We start from the raw sequence: 20,334 nt of genomic DNA, 5'->3' as shown, positions 1-20,334 counted from the left end.
AATTGGCAATCTGATACAGAAAATTGCCTGCTTCAAATTGCCGTTTGTAATTTTGAATATGTCTTTTATTTCATCAATCCGGCAGCCTGGTTTGCTGTAATGGCAACCATATTGATGATGTCGCTTACGGAACAGCCTCGTGAAAGGTCGTTGATCGGAGCAGCCATACCTTGCAATACGGGACCGACTGCTTCTATGCCCGCAATACGTTGTACCAGCTTGTAGCTGATATTGCCGACTTCCAGTGTAGGGAATATCAAAACATTGGCTTTTCCGGCTACAGGGCTTCCCGGTGCTTTCAATTGTCCGACAGAGGGAACGAGAGCGGCATCGGCTTGCAGTTCTCCGTCGATCATAACGTCGGGAGCCATTTGTTTGGCAAGTTCGGTTGCTTTAACGACTTTATCTACAAGCTCATTTTTAGCGGAACCTTTGGTAGAGAAGCTCAACATAGCAACGCGGGGTTCTATTTTGGCAATATTACGGGCTGTACGGGCCGTAACGACAGCAATCTGTGCCAGTTCTTCTGCCGTAGGATTCGGATGTACGGCACAGTCGGCTACCACCAACAGTCCGTTTTCACCGAATTCCGGTTTGTTGGTCAATAACATAAATGCTCCGGAAACAACGGAAATACCCGGTTCGGTTTTTACAATCTGAAAAGCAGGACGCAATACGTCGCCTGTTGCATTGATAGCTCCGGCAACTTCTCCGTCTGCATCTCCGTTTTTGATCATAAGGGTGGCAAGGTATAAGGGGTCTTCAACAAGCTTTAACGCTTGCTCTTTTGTCATGCCTTTGCTTTTGCGCAATTCGACCAACAAATCGATATAGGCGTCTTTTTTAGCGTGAGCTACCGGATCGATAATCGTTGCAGAGTCGATGTGGTGCAAATTCAATGCTTCAGCTTTGGCTTTGATATCGGCCGGTTTACCTAAAAGAATGAGTTGTGCGAGACCTTCGCTGAGAATAACTTCTGCAGCTTTCAGGGTACGTTCTTCTGTTCCTTCGGGGAGTACGATTCTTTTCTGGCATTCTTTAGCGTTTGCCTTTATTTGTTCTAAAAGTTCCATTGTGTATTTTGTTATAATTGATTAAGGCATTTGGTCAAAAGAAAGAGTTGTCCCATTTGCGGAACAACTCTTTTACCGGTACAGGCGTCTATGGTCATTCGCCATCTTTGTATATCGTGACGCAAGTATTTGCGTTTCCTATATCCATACCGACCGCTAACTGAGGATTTCTGAAAATCTTTATTTCATCGGCATCCACATTGTTCGGGATAGCAGATTTAGCGACATTGGATTTTATTTTTGAATGGAGGCAATATCCGTGAGAAGCACATTTTTCCGGTTCCGGATAGACTTCAACGCTTACGAATTCTCCGAATTCTTCTTTAAAGCAGTCGATCAATTCGGGATACAGAGCACCTCCTCCGACTAAATACATTTTGGAGCATTTGTTGAAATCATCGTCCGTGAATGCTTTTCTCAAATTAGGAGCAATGATTTCTGAATAGTATATTTTCAATACTTTTTCCCGAATATCCAGGATATTGTGTTTTACACGGTTTACCGTAATACTGCCTTTCTGGAAAGCAACATCGATCTGGTGTTCGGTTTTCAGATTTAAATAAAAACTTTTTGCCAATTCATTCGCTAATAAATTCACAGCATGGCGTAAACCGTGGGTACTGATCGCTGAACGGTTGATTAAACCGGCACGGGTGCTTACAACAGCTTCGCATGTACCGTATCCGAGGCTGACGATGAAGAAATTTTCCTTTTCCTGCAATTTACCTTCCCGAATGGCAGTGGTACACCCCATGATTTCAGGAATAATTTCCACTTTACCGACATTTACTTCTCTTTTGGCATTTGCCGGACCTCCGAACGTAGAAGCATCATAGTTGATGATGTGGCGTCCCTGTAGAATTTCAGCAGCCTTATCCCGGTATAACATATAGGTTGAGAACGGGAAACCGGTGGTCAGGTAAATCTCTTCCTCACCTTTCGGCTGGGTCAGTAACAAAGCCGCATTACATAATAATTTGTATTCTTCTTCGGTAGGAGCCGGGTTGATATTTTTATGAGGGGAATAACCTTCCACAAGAGCCAGGTTACCTACAATATACTCGTTGTCATCAACCGTAATTTTTATTCCATCCAGAATGTTTTCAGCGACATTACTAAGTTCCTGATTAGTTGCTTCGTATACGCTAGGGAAATTGTAAGATTTCAGCATATCAATATTTGTTATGTATTAATTTTTGCATAAAGACGAAACAACACTGCTGGGCACTTAGTCCCAGCTGATTTTCAATTGTTTATAATTTAGTTCTTTGACATTTTTGTAATCGCAATTGGTAAGTATCTCTCTTACAGGCGTTTTATCCAGTAGAGAAAAACTCAAAATTTGTAGGATTTCGTAGATTGGACGGTTAACTTTCAATTTGTAAGCGACAATGGCAACCAGACAGTATGTTATGATGGCACAGTAGACTTGTGTCTTGACTGCATTCATCGTGGTTCCCCAAAAAGATTTTACTTTCAGGTGTTGCTTTATCCATTTGAAAAATAGTTCCACCTGCCAACGGTTCTTGTATAGCAAGGCTACTTCCTCTGCTGAGAGTTCCATGTTGTTGGTGATGAACACAAATTCTCTGCCCAGTTCTTCATCGTAGTATTTAACCCGCCGAAGTTTGTCCGGATATGCTTTGAGCGATTTATACGTTTCAAGTATTCCAATCTGGTCACATTTTATTCCGGTTGTTTTATCGACTTCACGGGAATACATTCTACGGAATCTCATATTATCCTTTGCACGTGTAACGAAGTAAGCACCACAGGTGTGAAGCTTATGCAAACGGGTGAAGTCAACATATCCTTTATCCATGATATAGAAACTTCCCTTTTCATAACTCAACTCATCCAGCATGTTTACGTCATGTACTTTAGCATTGGTTACCAGTACGATTGTCGGTATGGAAGTCTTTACATCATACAAGGTATGAAGTTTGATGCCTCCTTTGTGTTTCCTAAATTCCGCCCACCAAAAAACATTCAGACAAAGGTCTATGGTGGAGGAATCAAAGGCATAAACATTACCGTCAACTTTCACCTCGAAGTCATTTTTGTTGTAGCTATTACGGGCTTCCGCAATCAGGGTATAAGCAAATTCTTCGTAGATACGATAATCTCTATTCCGGTTTGCTTTCCCCAGATTGGTACGGCTAACTGTTGCACCGAATCCCAAGTGATAGTACTTGCTCTTGTGTGCCTCAAGGCTGAGCATAAGCTCACGCATACTATCTCGGGCGGTCAGTTGTCCGAAAATCATGCACAGCATCTGATTCCAACAGGTGAATGTTCTGATTTTCTTATTCCCGGAATACTTCTCTACCAAACGGTCAAAGACACGACGGGGAAGAAAATCTGTAAGTTGAGCGAAGATATATTTGCCTTGGTTCATTGTTTTTAGCTTTTGGACAAAGCTAAAACAACTTTTCAATTCAAATCGTCACGCTCCAAAAAGATATTTAACTATGCGATTATCAAAGATTTCAAAGAACGATGTTTAATTTAAAGTGCCCACTAGTGACGAAACAAATTTAAATAAAAAAAATTGTAAATACATGGTCTTTGCATTCAAATTTTAAAAAAAGTTGTTTTTTATATCAATTCATAGAACATCAGTCCTTTAATTTAAAATCAGGGGACGTTTTAATTGTAGATTTTAGATTGATAATTTTAGATTATACCCACAATCTTCCCCTCAAAAAAAGAGAAATCGTGAAACAAAAACACAACTTATTTTATAGAGGTCTGCAAACGGATATTTTCGAAAAGAAAATAAAGGTTCTGAATTTAAAATCCACACCAAAAGTTCATATAGATTGTAAATTTTAGATTGCCCTGGAAACTGATTCGTTATCAGGTTCTTTAATCTGAAACCATAAATCTACAATTAAAACGTTCGTTGTTAAATGTTTATTTTTCGAGTTTAAATCTTATCCGTAAAGTTGTGTTTTGATAATCTGTACTTATAATTTTAAATTTTCCGATTTCAGAGGTATTGCCGACATGCTGTCCGATACAGGCACAGGTATCGTAATCCCCGATTTTTACAAGGCGGAGGGTAGCACCGGCCTCTTCCGGCAATTTGCTTAAGTCAATACCTTCCGGAATCCGGTTGCGGGGGAGGAATTCAACGGTTACCGGCAGATGGGCCGCAATAATTTCATTGACCTTATTTTCAACGGCGGCTATTTGGTCGTTTGTGGGTTCTGTAGGGAGTATATAGTCGCATTTGGATTTTTTCTTCTCGATGTGCGCATTCCGGGAACGTCCGCATCCGAACAGCCGGATCATGGTCTGGTTGAGGATATGTTCAGCCGTATGCATCGGCGGATATTCTTGCTTATTGTGATCGTTGAGTTGAATTGCTTGTTCCATGTCATATTTATTGTTTATATCTTTCCGGAAAAATAGTTATTTTCATTTTCCCGGCTTATACGTATATTTTGTTATAATTCTTTGGATAAGAACCCATATTCTTTCATATCCTGAAAACCCATTTTAATGTAAAATTTACAAGCCGGAGAAGATAGTCCCGTATTTAATATAATATCATTGATATTTTCTTGTTTTAGTCTTTTCTCTATTCCTTTCATAAAATATTCTCCCAAACCTCTTCTTTGCAACGTGTGATCTATACAATACTGATCGAGAAAATACTCATACCTTAATTCGTCGTTTTTTAACCAGGGTTTTATGAAACCTATTGATACGCCGATCACTTTATGATTGTCATCACACAATTGGTATCCCTTAAAATTGGGTAAATCAATGAATGCACGAAAAAAACGTATGACAGGCTCTTTGGATTCAAAAATATCATTCCACGGTGGTTTTGAGAATACGTCTGTAAATAAATCTACCGATTCTTCCGTTAAAGATTTGTCAAATTCTATAATATACATAAGTGAGTTTGTAATTATTGAGTCGGTACAATAACATTTGTATCCGAACCGATTGTACAATTTTTCAAAGATACGATTATTTTTTTAACGGATGTTTTAATTGTAGATTTACGGTTTCAGATTAAAAAATCAGTTTCCAGGGCAATTTAAAATTTACAATTTACATGAATGTTTTTTGTATGTAAATGACAACCGGAGATATTCTGTGTTTTCCGGTAAAGAATCAGAGAATTAGGGCTGAAAGGAGAGGGCTGGTTTATAGGAGAAAAAAATAAAATGTGCAAAGAAAAGGGTTTTTTCATTATCTTTGACCATCAAAATTTAAGAATAGAACCGGATAATCCGGTTGAAGTCTAACTAATCATAGTCAAATAAAACTGTTATTATGAAGTTATTAGAAGGAAAAACGGCCCTCATTACCGGTGCATCTCGTGGAATCGGTAAAGCAGTGGCTTTGGCATTTGCCAAACAAGGTGCTAACATTGCATTTACAGATTTAAGATACGATGAAATTGCCCAGGCTACGGAAAAAGAGATTGCAGCTTGCGGAGTTAAAGCGAAAATGTATGCTTCGAATGCTGCTGATTTCGCACAGACGGCAACTACAGTCGAAGAAATAGCTAAAGAATTCGGTCGCATCGATATTCTGGTAAATAATGCCGGTATCACCAAAGATACCTTATTGATGAGAATGTCTGAAGAACAATGGGACGCTGTCATCAATGTGAATTTGAAATCTGTGTTCAATTTCAGTAAAGCGGTATCGGCTGTCATGCTCAAACAAAAGAGCGGGTCTATTATCAGCATGAGTTCTGTAGTCGGTGTCAGCGGAAATGCCGGACAGGCTAATTACTCCGCTTCCAAAGCCGGTATTATCGGCTTCACGAAGAGTATTGCCAAAGAACTGGGTTCCCGCAACATCCGGGCCAATGCTGTTGCCCCCGGATTCATTATTACGGATATGACGGCTCAATTGTCGGAGGATGTACGTAAGGAATGGGCTGCCAAGATTCCGTTGAGAAGAGGAGGTACCCCGGAGGATATCGCAGATGTATGTCTGTTCCTGGCTTCAGATCTTTCAAGATATGTTACCGGTCAGGTTATACATGTTTGCGGGGGAATGAACATGTAATATTTACGATTGTTGATTTATGATTTACGATTAGGTAGCTCCTATAATCGTAAATCATAAATCGTAAATCATAAATCTATCAAGGTGGTATTTGGTGTTTCTTTTTGGTGGATATTACCGGTTATTTTATTGTCGGTAGTGATGGCTTGGTTTAAATACCGAAAATTGCTCCGGCTTCCGGATATCGGCCGGAAATTGGCTTGTTTTATTGCTTTTCTTCGTTTTCTGACTGCTTTTTTACTGCTTTTTCTTTTGTTACAACCGGCCTTGTCTTTGATCCGGCGGGTCAAAGTGAAACCCTTGCTGATTATCGTTCAGGATAATTCGGCTTCATTGTTGAACAATAAGGATTCTTTATATTATCTGAATGAATATGGAGCATCTTTACGGGAAAAAACAGGCTTACTGGAGGAAAAATTTAGAGTTGAATGGTTGACATTCGGGAAGAGTGTTAAGAAGAGTGATGTAATCGATTTTTCGGAAAACTATACGGATATAGCCGGAGCGTTTGATTATATCAAAGATAATTACATTGCCAGAAAGCCGGAAGCCGTTATTTTATTGAGTGACGGTATATACAATACAGGTGTCAATCCGCGTTATAAAACATGGGATTATCCGGTATATACCGTTGGGCTGGGAGATACGGTACAAATGCCGGATGTGTATGTAAAAAGTCTGGATTGTAATAAATTCAATTTTATACGGACCGTATTTCCATTGAAAGCCGAAATTGTAGCTGTGAAACAGAAGGGGAGAACCGTAAAATGTGTTTTGCGGGAAAATGGGAACAGCATCCGGGAAGAGGTTCTGACGATAGACAACGACAATTATTTACGGGAAATTATATTTCCGGTCGAGGCTGTCCGTAAGGGGATGATGAAATATACGCTGAGCCTGGAGACTACTTTTGAAGAACGGAGCCTGAGAAACAATTTGGCAACGGCTTATGTAAATATCATAGATAATTCGGGAGAAGTAATCATCTGGTACGATGCTCCCCATCCGGATATTGCAGCTATTGCCGGGGCATTAAATACTTCCGGCATATTCAAATGTACAGTCAAGCGGTTCGGGGAGTCTTTGCCGGCGGAAAATAAGCCTTCTTTATTTATTTTTCACAATCCCCGCAGCGATGATCCGGAGTATCGGAAAGTGTTGGAGATGGCAGGGCAGCGTAAAACGGCCTTGTGGTATATTTTGACCGGAAGGAAAGAGATTACCGCTTTTGCCCGTTACGACAAATCATATACGGCGAATTTTACGGCAGAAATAAACGAATATGCTTCTCCGGCTCTTAACCGGAATTTTCCTTTTTTTGAGTTTACGGAAGAAGAAGCCCGGCAGTTCGCAGCATTCCCGCCGGTTGTCGCACCTTTCGGGGAGCTTAAGGGAAGTGGGAATAAGCCGTTATTTTTCCAGAAAATAAAAAATACGGTGCTGTCTAATGAAATGATGAGCTTTTATGACCGTCCCGATTATCGTTTGGCTTTCTTTTGGGGAGAAGGCTTGTGGAAATGGCGTTTGTTTTCATATAAAGAGAATGGAAACCATGATCTTTTCAATACATTGGTTTATAAAACCGTGAATTACCTTTCGGGCAGACGGGGCAATGACCGCTTTTTATGTGATATAGAGTCGCTCTATAATGAATCGGAAGATATTGTCATACATGCGGAATTGTATAATGAAAGCTATGAACTTGTCAATACTCCCGATGTGCGGCTTGTTTTGAGGCATGACGGAAAAGACTTCAATTATCTGATGAACCGGCACGGGGATAAATACCGGATTAATTTAGGTAATTTACCGGCAGGAGAATATGACTATGTATTTGCTACGGATTTGAAAGGCGGACATTTTGAGAAGAAAGGTACATTTTTTATCCGGACACAGAATAGCGAAGTCCACGATGTTGTTGCCGATAAAGCTTTATTGTCCGAAATAGCCCGGCATTCGGGCGGACAAGCCGTAGATTTGAAAGAAGTTGATAATTTATTGCAAAATATCAATCAGAATCGTAACTTCAAGGCCGAATATAAGCAAGAAGTGAGATATGTAGAATTGGGAGAGTTGCAGTGGTTGGGGTTAATTTTAATATTTTTATTATGTGTCGAATGGTTCTTCCTCAAGTATTATGCAGGGTGATCGCTCTGATTTCCGGACTGGGACTGATATTATTCTGCGGTTCGTGTAGTAGTTACAGGACATTTGAAGTGGAGGTGCTGACTCCGGCAGATGTCACGTTGGGACAAGGTAAAAAATTGGGATACCTGAACAGGCATATACGGAAGGTGCAGGACACTTCTTTCATTTTGTATGCGTATGAAGGAATGACTCCGGACGAACTGTCGGGTTTGTTTTATCAGGGACTGACGTCTGCCTGGACGGAGGACGGCACACGTGATTCCATTCCTGCTTTTGCCGAGAACCTGGTTTCCTATATGCGCTCTGACAGTATCCCTCCGGCATATCCTGCTGCCGATATTCAGAAGATATGCCGTACTTTCTGTTTGGATTATGTGGTATCATTGGAGACTTATTATTATACGGTGAACGAACGCAGCGGAAGCATAAAAAGTAATTATTGTGTACGTTTGTATGCCGCAGATGAACCGGCTCCGGTGGATTTGGTCGTATATCGTGACGATTTAACGGATTATCTGACCGATGAATTCAATTTTTTAGATTTTATCCGGGCAAATGCCTGGGATAAAGGAGCCCTTTATTGCAAGCGTCTGATTCCGCATTGGGAGGTAACGGAGCGAAGGGTATACAACCGGCAAAAAGTGTTGAGGATGGGGGATATTTTCTACCGGCAAAATGATGTGGAGCAGGCGATGAAATTATGGGAAGCCGCGACCAAAGAACGTCCTGAAACAGCCGTTCAGGCTTATCTGAATTTAGCCTGGTTGTCGGAAAATCAGGGTGATTTCGAACAAGCGATAGCTTTGTTAAAAAAAGCCCGTGAATTGGCAGATAAAAACAAACCGGCCCACCCGGATATCCTGTATTTGACAGATTATCAAAAGACGCTCGAAAAACGTTTAAAGGAATACAACCGTATTGAGCAACAATTGAATTGACGGGATATTTTTAATTTATTTACCATCAATCTATTTCTATGTCCCGGCTAAACATTTATAAGGCTTCTGCCGGTTCCGGAAAAACCTTTGCTTTGACATTGGAATACTTCCGGATCATTTTTTCGGTTCCTGCCGAGTATAAGAATATTCTGGCGGTTACCTTTACCAATAAGGCAACCGGGGAAATGAAATCCCGGATTATTAAAGAGTTGAACCGGCTTGCCGAAGGGCAAAGCAGTAGCTACGGTCCGATTTTGCAGAACGAATTCCGCCTTACAGACGAACAACTGAAAAATAGAGCCATTCAGTTGCGTACCATGCTGTTACATGATTACGGACGCATTTCCGTTACGACCATCGACCGTTTTTTTCAGCGTATCATTAAATCTTTTACTCACGAACTGGGTATATTTCCGGGATATAATGTCGAACTCGACAGTGATTTTGTGCTTTTAAAAGCCGTAGACAAAGTCATGGAAGAAGTAAAGGACAAACCTGAATTGAGGTTCTGGATCGGAGAGTTGATGACTGCCGGCGTGGAAGAAGGAAAATCCTGGAGGATCAAAGCCAGGATTGTAGAGTTAGGGGAAGAGCTTTTTAAGGAAAATTATATGCTCCTGGACGACAAAATCCTGACCCGTTTCAGCGACAAAGACTTCTTAAAAGAATACCAGTTGTTTTTGAGGAATATCGTCCGGGAATATGAGGAAACCCTTTCTCTTTTGGGAGAAAAAGCGGTTTCCTTAATTGAAAGCAACGGTTTGGAATTGCAGGACTTCAAAGGAGGGAAAAACGGATGTGCCGGGCATTTTTATAAGTTGAAAGCCGGGAAGCTGGACGATGTCACTTCAACGGCCCGTCAGGCTGTCGGAGATACCGGTTATTGGATTACCAAAAGTTGTGTTCCGGAAATCCGCATGAGAATTGAATCGGTTTTCCCGGAATTGAATCGCATATTGGCATCTGCCATAGAAACGTACGACACCCGATACCGCTATTATCTTTCAGCCCGCCAATTGATAGCCAATTTATACCAGTTGGGGATTTTAAACGATTTGTATAAGAAAGTCCGGGAATATTGTGACGAAAAAGGGATCATGCTGCTTAGTGATACGACCCATATTTTGAATATACTGATTGAAGGAAACGACACGTCGTTTCTGTTCGAGAAGACAGGGAATTACTACAAGCACCTGATGATAGACGAATTTCAGGATACCTCTTCCTTACAGTGGCGGAATTTCCGGCCTTTGGTCGTCAATACGCTCGCGGAAGGCAATCAGGCGATGATCGTGGGAGATGTCAAGCAGAGTATCTATCGCTGGAGAAACGGAGACTGGCGTTTACTGGCCAGTCGGGTGGAAAATGAATTTGCCCGTTTAGGTACGAATGATATTATTTTGCAGAATAACTGGCGAAGTGCGCGTGAGATTGTCGATTTTAACAACGTTTTTTTTCGGGAAGCAGCCCTGGAATTAAAGGCGTTATACGACCATTCGGCCGGGGAGGATAATGCCTGGTCGGAAGCCATCGTGCAGGCTTATGATAATCTGGAACAGGTACCGAAAAGAGAATTGGGAGGATATGTCGATATTCTGTTCGGACCGTCGAAAAAAGAAGAAGATGCGGATACGCAAATTATGGCTTCCGTAACGGAGGTCATAGCGGATATTACCCGACGGGGAGGACAGCAAAAAGACATCGTAATATTGGTCAGAAATGCGAAAGAGGGGGCTTTTGCGGCTAATTATTTTATGGAATACAATACGACTGCCTCTCAAAAGATAAATTTTGTATCCAATGATTCTTTGTACGTCAGATCGTCTGCCTATGTCCGGTTTATCGTCGCAGTATTGCGGTATATGGCCGATCCCTACGATATTGTCAACAAAGCTTCCATACTTTTATTTTATTATTCGTCGATAAAATGTTGTAATGCAGATAAATGGGATGCTATATTTAAAGCTGCAAAAGAAGAGGAATTATTCCGTTTTCTGAATTCGGATTTTACCTTCAATTCCGGTAAGATATTGTCTTATTCGCTTTTTGAAACCGTAGAAGCCATTATCGATAAGTTTTCTTTGAAAGATAAAAAGGAGGAAGTGCCTTATCTGATAGCCTTTCAGGATATCGTTTTCGAATACGAATCGAATAATTCGAATAGCATTATCCTGTTTCTGGAATGGTGGGAAAAAGAACAGATGAAAAAAGTGCTTTCGACTTCGGAAGATATTGATGCCGTACGTATTTTGACCATTCATAAAGCCAAGGGACTGGAGTTTGAGCACGTCATATTGCCTTTTTGCAGTTGGGAACTGGATGCAACACAACCGCTACGGCGCATCTGGTGTACGACCCGGGAAGATAAATTCAATGAACTGGAATATGCACCCCTGAATTATTCGGCTAAATTGGCGGATACGATATTTAAGGATGATTACTTCGATGAGCACCTGAAAGCTTATGTCGATAATCTGAATTTGTTGTATGTGGCTTTGACCCGCGCGGAAAGAGAGCTATATGTCCGTCCGTATCGTCCTAAAATCAATAAAGACGGTAGTCTGACTGTGGGAGATATCGGTACATTCATGTATCAGGTGTTGGAAAGGTTAAAAGGGAAGGAGCAAATTCATTTTTGCCCGGACGGAGAAATGAATCTGCAATACGGTACGAAATACCAAAAAGAAAGTACTGTTTCTGAACAGAAGCCGCTGGTATTGGAGCATTATGCCGTATATGATTCCGAAGAACGGATCAGTATCAGGTACAAATATCAGGATTACACCGATCCGGATCAGGATACCCGTTCGGCGGTCGATGAAGGTAAATTGCTGCACGAGATATTCCGGATGATCGAGTCTGAAGAAGATGTGGAAAAGGCTCTCCGGCAAATGTGTCTGAACGGATTGATTTCCCTGGAAGACAAAGCGGTTTACCGCGCAAAAATCGAAAAATATTTGTGTCGTCCCGAAGTTTCTGCCTGGTTTTCATCCGATTTTCAGGTTGTCAACGAAAGGGATATTCTGTTTGGCGGGGGAGACAAAGTACGCCCCGACAGGGTGTTGTTAAAAGGAAATACGGCCTGGGTAATCGATTATAAATTCGGGAACAAGGAAGAAGAGAAATACAAGCGGCAAGTCCGTTATTACTGCCATACATTGCAAAAAATGGGGTATACTTCTGTTAAAGGCTACATCTGGTATGTGGTACTGGATAAAGTCGTTCCCGTCGAATAAAAATCTGCTTTTTTCAGTGTAACGGTGCTTATTAATAAATATATCAACTTCGATACTATGTAATAAAAAGAATAGGGTAAAAAAAAGTGACCGAAAACTGAATTTTCGGTCACTCTTATTTATGTTCGGATTATACGTATTTTTTGGCTTGGGTTTCGCCTTTTAGTATCCGTAACCCGTTCATTGCCAAAGCACGCATTTCGTCTTCTCCCGGATATACTTTTACGGGAGCGATGAAGCCGACTCTTGCGGTGATGTAATCGGTTACCGGTTTTCCGTAAGCAATGCCTCCCGTCAAAAGGATGGCATCTACCTGACCTTTCAGAACCGTAGCCATTGCACCGATTTCTTTGGATACCTGATAACTCATGGCATCCTGAATTTTTGCCCATTCCGGATCGGTTTCTGCTTTACGCTCGACTTCCAGCATGTCGTTGCTGCCTAAATAAGCAACAACACCGCCTTTGCCGCATAACATTTTTTTGATTTCTTCTTTGGTATATTGTCCGCTGAAGCAGAGGTTTACCAAAGCACCGGTAGGAAGGGAGCCGCTACGTTCGGGTGAAAACGCACCTTCTCCGTCCAAAGCGTTATTGGTGTCGATTACACGGCCTTTTTGATGTGCACTGACGGAAATACCGCCTCCCATGTGAGCGACAATCAAATTGAGGTCTTCATATTTACGGCCAGCTTCCTGTGCATAGGTACGGGCAATCGCTTTCTGATTCAATGCGTGAAAAATAGACAGGCGTTGAATGGCGGGGTGTCCGCTGATACGGGCAATCGGGTCCATTTCATCTACGACAACAGGATCGGCAATGTAAGCCTTTACTTTGTCACCGAGCTCTGCAGCAATATTGTGTGAAATCAATCCTCCCAAATTGGATGCATGTTCTCCCATAACGGGATGTTCCAGATCGTGAAGCATAGCCGCATTTACTTCGTATATGCCGGATTCGATCGGTTTGATAACACCGCCTCTGCCAACGATTGCATCGATGGTCGCAATATCGATCCCTGCATTTTTCAATTCGGAAAGAATAAGGTCTTTCCGGTATGCAAACTGGGAAGCAATGTTCGGATAACTACTGATCTCTTCGGCTGAATGCCGGATCGTTTTGATGAAAATCTGATTTTCATCTTCGAAAATCGCAATCTTTGTTGAAGTCGAGCCTGGATTGATGGCAAGGATTCTGTAAGCCATATGTGCTGTTTTATTTTAAGGATTAAATTAAATTTTGTGCAAAAGTTGTAAATTGTAAGCAGAAATCAAAGGAAAAGTATAAAAAAATAGCAAACGATTTCGAAAAATCAGCGAAATAAGGTATCCAGGTATTTTTTTACGTCCCGGCATAGGGCGGGAAAGTAGCACTGAGCTTGTTGTATCGAGGCCTGGAGGCAGGGGGCGTAGTCGATTAACCGGAATATACGGTCGAAAATTTCAACTCCGGGTTCCGATATGCCGGCAACGGCAATGACGGGGATATGCCGTTGCCGGCATTTATCCGCAATTACGCCCGGCATTTTACCGTATAAAGATTGCCGGTCGATACGGCCTTCTCCGGTAATGACGACATGGCTTTCCCGGAGGTGTTTTTCAAATCCGGAGACCTGAAGATAGTATTCGGACCCGGAAATGAGCCGGGCTCCCAAAAAGACTGCAAATGCTGTTGTTATTCCTCCGGCAGCTCCTCCGTATTTCAGACCGGCAACATCCGCATTTGAATATCCGGTTAAAAGGGAGGCATACCTTTTCAGATATGTATCCAGTTGTATAACCTGCTGCGGCGAGGCTCCTTTTTGAGGTGCAAATACATAGGCCGCTCCTGTTTTTCCGTACAATGGATTTTCTACATCACAGAGAATAGTAAATTTTACATCTTTGAATTTTATCTTTAAGTCAGACGGATCAATTTGTTTTAAATCAATGATGTGATTTCTGTATTTATCATGGCTTTTCGTTATTTTCAATCCCATTTCAGTCAAGGCTCCCAATCCACCGTCTATGCTGGCACTACCGCCCACACAAAGGAGTATTTCGTTTGCTCCGTTTGTTACGGCGTGATTTACGGCTTTGCCTACCCCCGTCGTATTGGCATTTAATACATCATATTCCTGAATTTTCAGTGTTTTCAGGCCACATATACCGGCCAGTTCAATGATGGCGGTTTTCCCGCTGCGGTAATAAGTTCCCCGGACAGGCCGTTCCAAAGCATCGACTGCCGGAAAATAAACCGGACGGGGCAGAGGAAAGTAAGAAGCGATGATTTCAGCCGTACCGTCGCCTCCGTCACCGGCAGGCAAAGAAATTACCCGGTACCGACCGGACAACAGAGAATTAAAATAATCACATATTTGCGGCGCTGTCAAAGAGTCTTTGAAAGCATTGGGAGCAACCAGAACCGTCGGTTTGAAAGAATCGGACATTATTGAAAGACAATATGCTGATGGGGCTCGAATTGTTGTAAAGCAAAAAGATCCTTTTCCGGCCATGAAGGAACATTTTTCAAAGCCTTGGTTATCATTCCGTTGATATAGGATTGAAAACGGGGGCCTTTCCATGAACCGGTATTGGATATAAATACCCAGGCATATCCGTCTGATTGCTTTTTCATAAGTACGCTGCTACCCGACAGGGTGCCCGTACGCGACCATTCTCCTTGCGGAGTAACATGCATCCAGCCGATAGGCAGGGCATCCGCACTGAATGTCGTCATCTGCTCTATACTTTCCGGACTGAGGATATCGGGAATAACCGGATTACCGTCGATTACGGCCATAAACCGTAGCAATTCGGAAGCAGAAGCCACCCAGCCGCCGGCTCCGTATAATTCTTCGATATTGTTTCCTCCGTAATATTTAGGTACCAGTTGCTTACTTCCGTCGCATGAGGGTATCAGCTCTTCTGCCGTGTCATAATACCGGACTTCATTGGGAAGCCGGTTTTCATAAAGATTCCTGCCCAGATGCATATCGAAACAACCGGCAGGACGCAAGATATTTTGTTTGATATAATCTTCGTAGTTCATTCCCGATACTTTCTCGATCACCCGGGTTAAAATACCGTATCCGACATTGGAATAAGCCGTAGAAGTGCCGGGCGTGTAGTGAAGACGGCGGGATAGTACGAAACGAATGATCGTATTCAGGTCGACGGGAGGTTTTACTTTCATTTTACGGGCAATGTCCAGCGGACAAAACATCGGATCTCCGTATACGGCTGTGTAGCCTCCCTGATGCCGGAGCAGATGTTCTACGGTAATACGCTTGGTTCTGGGATCTTTTATTTTGGAAAAAATAGAGTCGTTCAAGATACCTTCCGGTCCGAAAACCCGGTCTTCTAACCGGAGTTTGCCTTCTTCCGCCAGTTTCATGATTCCGCTGGCGGTAATCAATTTGGAAACCGAGGCAATGCGGAAAATATGTCTGACATCGACTTCTTCACCGGTTTCTGCATCCGCATATCCGTAACCTTTGCTGTATATCAGTTTATCGTCTTTCATTAAGGCAAAAGAAGCTCCGCGGATCTGCCATGTTTTCATGAATTTTTCAATGGAGCGGTCGAGCTTTTGGGCTATGGGAAGTTCGGAATCTGTATTGGAGAGTACTTTGTTTAGGGGGAATAAAGGAAGCGGGGCTTTTGTTGCCATGGCTTTAGCCAGTAGTAGAGTCGAATCGTTCGATAGGGGTGTTCCTCCTGCAAAATTGATTTCCCAAGGCTTAGCCAGAAAAATAGTGATAATGACAACAATTAAGATAAAATACTTCATTATGCAAAATAGTAATTTCAGGTTATCCTCGGTTTAAGTCATTTAATTCAACCTGTAGCATATCAATATATTATACTTTGCAATATTAAAGAAAAGCTAGCTAAATTAAAAAAATTTGATCAAAAAAAATCCTAAAAAACGTTATTCAGCAACGAAAAATAGATTTCCATCAGTTTACGTAGATACCGGTTATCAGGGGAAAACGGATAATGGTCTATCGTTTTTATGGGCAATACCAAGGGAGAGGTGCCGGTAATGAAAGCCGCATCAAACGAAGGCAGATTTTGATAAGCGACCCGTTCTTCCCGAAGCGGGAATGTCTGTTCTTTACAAATGTCAAGTACCCTTTTGCGAGCTGTTCCCGGTAATACATAACGTGTCGGAGCCGTATAGAAAATACCGTCTTTTATGAAAAATACATTGGACCGGGAACCTTCCGTTACCCAACCGTCTCTGTCTATCAACAGGACTTCGTAGACGGCATGTTCCCGAAGCAACCGATTCGTCATATCCCGTAAACCGTTGTTGATATATTTAACTTCCGGATTATTGCGCATAGCCTGGCAACTGATGGTGGCCACACCTTCCCGGTAATCTTTTTCAGTCGGATAGCAATGGGGAATCTGGTAAATGTATTCGTCGGTTTTGTCAGTTGTAAAATGGAGTACATATTTTATATTGCCTTCTTTCATCTGTTCCAGACGGATAAGCTCGTTCAGCTTATTTTCAATATGAAGATTGCATACATGTATGTCAATATTTGATTTTTTTATTGAATTATCCAATCTTTGTAAGTTGTCGCTTAAGAAGATAGGGTGTCCGTTATACACCCGAATCACTTCGTATATGCTCAGCCCGTTTTCAAATATTTTTTCTGAAAAGTCAGAGATATCAGTGATTGTATTGTTCTTTAAAATCATGGCCTTATTTTTTTACAAAATTACAAAATTGTCGGATAATGTGTTGCTGTAAAATAGAATTCGTATCAGGTTTATATAAAAACAGGCTGCAATCGGAAAATATCAGGAATAGTGCCAGAAAATCAGATGATTAAAATAATTACGGCCGTAAAAAGGAATTTGCTCCGGACAGCCTCTTCGGATAAAAGAATAATTTTCGAATTTTACCGCTGCATTTTTCGATAATTTGAACTATTTTTGACTCACCTATGGAAAATCAGAAAACAATTGAGAATACGGTTGCCTTTTTGGAAACAGTGGTTATCGGAGAGTTGGGGAAGGTTCAAAATGCGGGATTGTCATATATGCAATTTGTATTGATGGGGCAAGCGATAGAAGTGTTAGGAGGCTTTTTGGACAGAAAACCGATGAAGACGAAAGGACAGGCGGCCAAACGTTTTGCGGCAGGAATAACGTATTTGTTCGGGGGAAAATACCGGATATTGAATGAAAACGACTTTCTGTACCACAAACTGCGTAATCAGATGGTGCATGCTTTTATTCCGGCCCAGGATATACTCCTGCTGAATCAGGAGGAAGAGAGCGGGGAATTTCGTCATTTGGAAAGAAAAAACGGACAATTGGTAATGATTTCAGGGGTATTTTACCGGGATATTTGCCGGGCTTGTAAACGACTGGCAGACTTGATAAAAGAAGGAAAGGTAAAACCTAAAAATATTGCTTTCGGAGATGATGAATAAGAGGATTGTGATGATTGGCGCCGGTAATGTAGCACATCATCTGGCTCCGGCTTTGCTGAAAGCCGGTTTGAATTTGTGCCAGATATACAGCCGCAGCATCGAATCGGCCAGGGCTTTGGGCGTGAAAACCGGTATTACCTATACGGCGGATTTGTTTGCCATATACCCCGATTGCGATATTTATATCTTTTGTGTAAGTGACGATGCTTTACTTCCGCTTTTTAAGAGTATCAGAATAAATAAAGAAGCTGTTATTATACACACTTCCGGAAGTGTACCCCTGGACATATTCAAGGCTTCGGCGGATTATTACGGGGTAATGTATCCCTTGCAGACATTTTCCAAAAAAAGAGCCCTGGATTTTGCAGAAGTACCTTTATGTATCGAGGCTTCAGAACCGCGGGTATTGGATACTGTCCGGCAGTTAGCCGGATGTTTGTCAAATAACGTTCAGGAGATTTCGTCGGAAAAGCGTAAAAAACTGCATCTGGCCGGTGTGATTGCCAATAATTTTACCAACCACTTGTATATGATGGCCGGAAAAATACTGGAAGAAGAAGGTTTGGATTTTAATCTATTAAAGCCGTTAATTTTTGAAACGGCTCATAAAGTAATGTTATTGCCTCCTTACGAGGCCCAAACCGGACCTGCCAGGCGCGGGGATGAAAATATACTGGGGTTGCATAAAAGTTTATTGAAAAAAAACCGGAAATTGGCTGTACTTTATAATCTTATGTCCGATTCGATTCAGGAAACTTATGCTAAAAAGGAAGAAAAAGAAGAGGTCGGGGATAAACCGCAAATGTTATCGTTATGGTAGAAATGAAACAGGTGAATCGTTAATAAATCAATTATTTGAATATGGCTTTTTTTAAAGATGAATTAAAAAAAATACGGGCATTCGTTTTTGATGTCGACGGTGTATTGTCCCGGCAGGAGGTAAGTTTATCACCGGAGGGGGAATTGATACGGACTTCTTGTGCTAAGGACGGATATGCCATTATGTACAGTGGTAAGAAAGGATATATCCGGGCGGTTATTTCCGGAGGCGGAGCCCCCGGATTGGAAGAAAGATTCCGTAAACTGGGAATACAGGATATTTACCTGAAAATTGAAAATAAAGTCGAAGCCCTGAATGAATTAATGGAGAAATACAGTCTGAAACCGGAAGAGATCATGTATATGGGGGATGATATTCCCGATTATAATGTCATGACGATGGTAGGGCTTCCGGTATGTCCTGCCGATGCTTGTGAGGAAATAAAATCGATTTCCCGTTATATTTCGGATATGCCCGGAGGAATGGGATGTGCCCGGGATGTAATCTCCCAGGTATTGAAAGCCAGGGGGGATTGGATGGATACAACATGCTATGTGAAAAGCATGTAAGCCGGATTCGGTTCAGAAAAGATTCAAAGGAAAGAGGTGAGAACGGAAGCTTAAAGCACAATATGCGGTAATATTCGCTATACATATTGAAAATCAATAAAATAAATGTGATATGCTCGGGATATTAAAACTGATCAGAATTCGGACACTTTTGTTTGCTGCTTTCACCATGTATTGCATGCGTTATTTTGTCATCCGTTCTATTTTAGATATCAACGGACTGACGTTGCAGCTACCGGATTGGGCTTTTACTTTATCGGTACTTTCGGTTTGTGCCCTGATTGCCGGAGCCAATGTGATCAATGATTATTTCGATACGAGGACAGACCGGCTATCGGCTGTAAAAGATGTGGTTGTCGGGCGGTGTATTACCAGGCGTACGGCAATGACACTTCATTCTGTCCTGAATGTATTGGCCATTGTTATAGCATTCGGCCTGAGCATCTATGTCGGCATCTGGAAAATCGGTATTTTATTTTTACTGGTATCCGGGTTGTTGTGGTTTTATTCTTCCGCGTATAAAAGGTATTTGTTGATCGGAAATCTGATTGTCGGTATTCTTGCAGCATTGATTCCACTTTGTGTTTTGTTATTTGAGATCCCTCTTTTGAATGATGAATACTCTGATTTATTGATACAAACAGATACAAACTTTATGTATTTATTTAATTGGATTCTAGGTTTTTCTCTTTTTATATTCCTGAATACCGTTATTTATGAGATGAATAAGGACATTTACACGATACCCGGAGATATCGAAAAAGGAATCCGGTCAGTACCGGTGAGATGGGGTATTCGTGCAACCCGGATCGTGATATCGGTATGGACGGCGATTGCTGTATGCTGCGCTGTTGTGTTGTATTTTACCGTATTTTCTGAATCTTCTCTGGTATTGACTTATATTGCTTTGGGTATTTGTCTGCCTTATTGTATCTATTTGGTATGTATGTGGTTTTCTGTCAAACGTAGCCTGCAATTGGGTATTATTCGCCTGATTATGGTATTGTGTGTAGCTTTCAGCTTTTTATTACATCATTTTTTTGACCTGATATTTGCCAACTGACCGATCTCTCAATTTTT

The 20,334-nt window shown here is 41.6% G+C and carries 17 protein-coding genes; 8 read left to right on the top strand and 9 right to left on the bottom strand.

The window, feature by feature from the left end:
- Positions 1–65: 65 nt before the first annotated feature.
- The 5 genes from pta to BN8908_RS05060 form a co-directional block, all read right to left on the bottom strand.
- Positions 66–1,073 carry a phosphate acetyltransferase gene (gene pta, locus BN8908_RS05085; protein WP_021988750.1) on the bottom strand — a complete coding sequence of 336 codons (1,008 nt, stop codon included), beginning with the start codon at positions 1,071–1,073 and terminating at the stop codon, positions 66–68.
- A 94-nt stretch (positions 1,074–1,167) separates the two neighbouring features.
- The gene (locus BN8908_RS05080; RefSeq protein ID WP_021988749.1) at positions 1,168–2,244 is read right to left on the bottom strand and encodes a ParM/StbA family protein; all 1,077 of its coding nucleotides are present in this window, start codon (positions 2,242–2,244) and stop codon (positions 1,168–1,170) included.
- 57 nt (positions 2,245–2,301) lie between these two features.
- Entirely contained in the window at positions 2,302–3,471 is a 1,170-nt protein-coding gene (locus tag BN8908_RS05075) for an IS4 family transposase (protein ID WP_068688305.1), read from the bottom strand.
- A gap of 518 nt (positions 3,472–3,989) precedes the next feature.
- On the bottom strand, positions 3,990–4,454 hold the full coding sequence (locus BN8908_RS05065) for an alanyl-tRNA editing protein (RefSeq protein WP_021988748.1): 465 nt from the start codon (positions 4,452–4,454) through the stop codon (positions 3,990–3,992).
- Positions 4,455–4,525: 71 nt separating this feature from the next.
- Complete coding sequence (locus BN8908_RS05060) at positions 4,526–4,981, bottom strand: GNAT family N-acetyltransferase (protein WP_021988747.1); 456 nt, start codon at positions 4,979–4,981, stop codon at positions 4,526–4,528.
- A gap of 385 nt (positions 4,982–5,366) precedes the next feature.
- Here BN8908_RS05060 and fabG point away from each other — a divergent pair, with 385 nt between their 5' ends.
- The 4 genes from fabG (at position 5,367) to BN8908_RS05040 (ending at position 12,435) form a co-directional block, all read left to right on the top strand.
- Positions 5,367–6,113, top strand: coding sequence for a 3-oxoacyl-[acyl-carrier-protein] reductase (gene fabG, locus BN8908_RS05055; RefSeq protein WP_021988746.1), 747 nt, complete (start codon positions 5,367–5,369; stop codon positions 6,111–6,113).
- A gap of 84 nt (positions 6,114–6,197) precedes the next feature.
- The gene (locus BN8908_RS05050; RefSeq protein ID WP_068689514.1) at positions 6,198–8,261 is read left to right on the top strand and encodes a hypothetical protein; all 2,064 of its coding nucleotides are present in this window, start codon (positions 6,198–6,200) and stop codon (positions 8,259–8,261) included.
- A complete protein-coding gene (locus BN8908_RS05045) occupies positions 8,222–9,199 on the top strand; it encodes a DUF6340 family protein (RefSeq protein WP_082989225.1) in 978 nt (325 codons plus the stop codon). The genes BN8908_RS05050 and BN8908_RS05045 overlap by 40 nt, the downstream gene beginning before the upstream one ends.
- 38 nt (positions 9,200–9,237) lie before the next feature.
- Complete coding sequence (locus BN8908_RS05040) at positions 9,238–12,435, top strand: UvrD-helicase domain-containing protein (RefSeq protein WP_068689512.1); 3,198 nt, start codon at positions 9,238–9,240, stop codon at positions 12,433–12,435.
- Between the two features lie 130 nt (positions 12,436–12,565).
- Here BN8908_RS05040 and buk read toward each other — a convergent pair whose 3' ends face one another.
- From buk to BN8908_RS05020, 4 genes are all read right to left on the bottom strand, one after another.
- Positions 12,566–13,639 carry a butyrate kinase gene (buk, locus tag BN8908_RS05035; RefSeq protein WP_068689510.1) on the bottom strand — a complete coding sequence of 358 codons (1,074 nt, stop codon included), beginning with the start codon at positions 13,637–13,639 and terminating at the stop codon, positions 12,566–12,568.
- 107 nt (positions 13,640–13,746) lie between these two features.
- Complete coding sequence (locus tag BN8908_RS05030) at positions 13,747–14,862, bottom strand: glycerate kinase family protein (protein WP_068689507.1); 1,116 nt, start codon at positions 14,860–14,862, stop codon at positions 13,747–13,749.
- Positions 14,862–16,205, bottom strand: a complete 1,344-nt coding sequence (locus BN8908_RS05025) for a serine hydrolase domain-containing protein (RefSeq protein ID WP_021988740.1) — start codon at positions 16,203–16,205, stop codon at positions 14,862–14,864. Before BN8908_RS05025 ends, BN8908_RS05030 begins: the two co-directional genes overlap by 1 nt.
- 131 nt (positions 16,206–16,336) lie before the next feature.
- A complete protein-coding gene (locus BN8908_RS05020) occupies positions 16,337–17,125 on the bottom strand; it encodes an aminotransferase class IV (RefSeq protein WP_068689505.1) in 789 nt (262 codons plus the stop codon).
- A gap of 248 nt (positions 17,126–17,373) precedes the next feature.
- Between BN8908_RS05020 and BN8908_RS05015 the strand changes: the two genes are divergently transcribed.
- The 4 genes from BN8908_RS05015 to BN8908_RS05000 all read left to right on the top strand — a co-directional run bounded on the left by BN8908_RS05015 (position 17,374) and on the right by BN8908_RS05000 (position 20,317).
- The gene (locus BN8908_RS05015; RefSeq protein ID WP_021988738.1) at positions 17,374–17,865 is read left to right on the top strand and encodes a hypothetical protein; all 492 of its coding nucleotides are present in this window, start codon (positions 17,374–17,376) and stop codon (positions 17,863–17,865) included.
- A complete protein-coding gene (locus BN8908_RS05010) occupies positions 17,855–18,685 on the top strand; it encodes a Rossmann-like and DUF2520 domain-containing protein (RefSeq protein ID WP_021988737.1) in 831 nt (276 codons plus the stop codon). Before BN8908_RS05015 ends, BN8908_RS05010 begins: the two co-directional genes overlap by 11 nt.
- Before the next feature lie 41 nt (positions 18,686–18,726).
- Positions 18,727–19,254, top strand: coding sequence for a KdsC family phosphatase (locus BN8908_RS05005; protein ID WP_021988736.1), 528 nt, complete (start codon positions 18,727–18,729; stop codon positions 19,252–19,254).
- A 112-nt stretch (positions 19,255–19,366) separates the two neighbouring features.
- Positions 19,367–20,317, top strand: a complete 951-nt coding sequence (locus BN8908_RS05000) for a geranylgeranylglycerol-phosphate geranylgeranyltransferase (RefSeq protein ID WP_068689503.1) — start codon at positions 19,367–19,369, stop codon at positions 20,315–20,317.
- Positions 20,318–20,334: the final 17 nt, after the last annotated feature.

Source organism: Culturomica massiliensis, assembly GCF_900091655.1.
Lineage (GTDB): Bacteria > Bacteroidota > Bacteroidia > Bacteroidales > Marinifilaceae > Culturomica > Culturomica massiliensis.
Note: the sequence above shows the minus strand (reverse complement) of the source record. Positions and strands in the feature narration are given on the sequence as shown.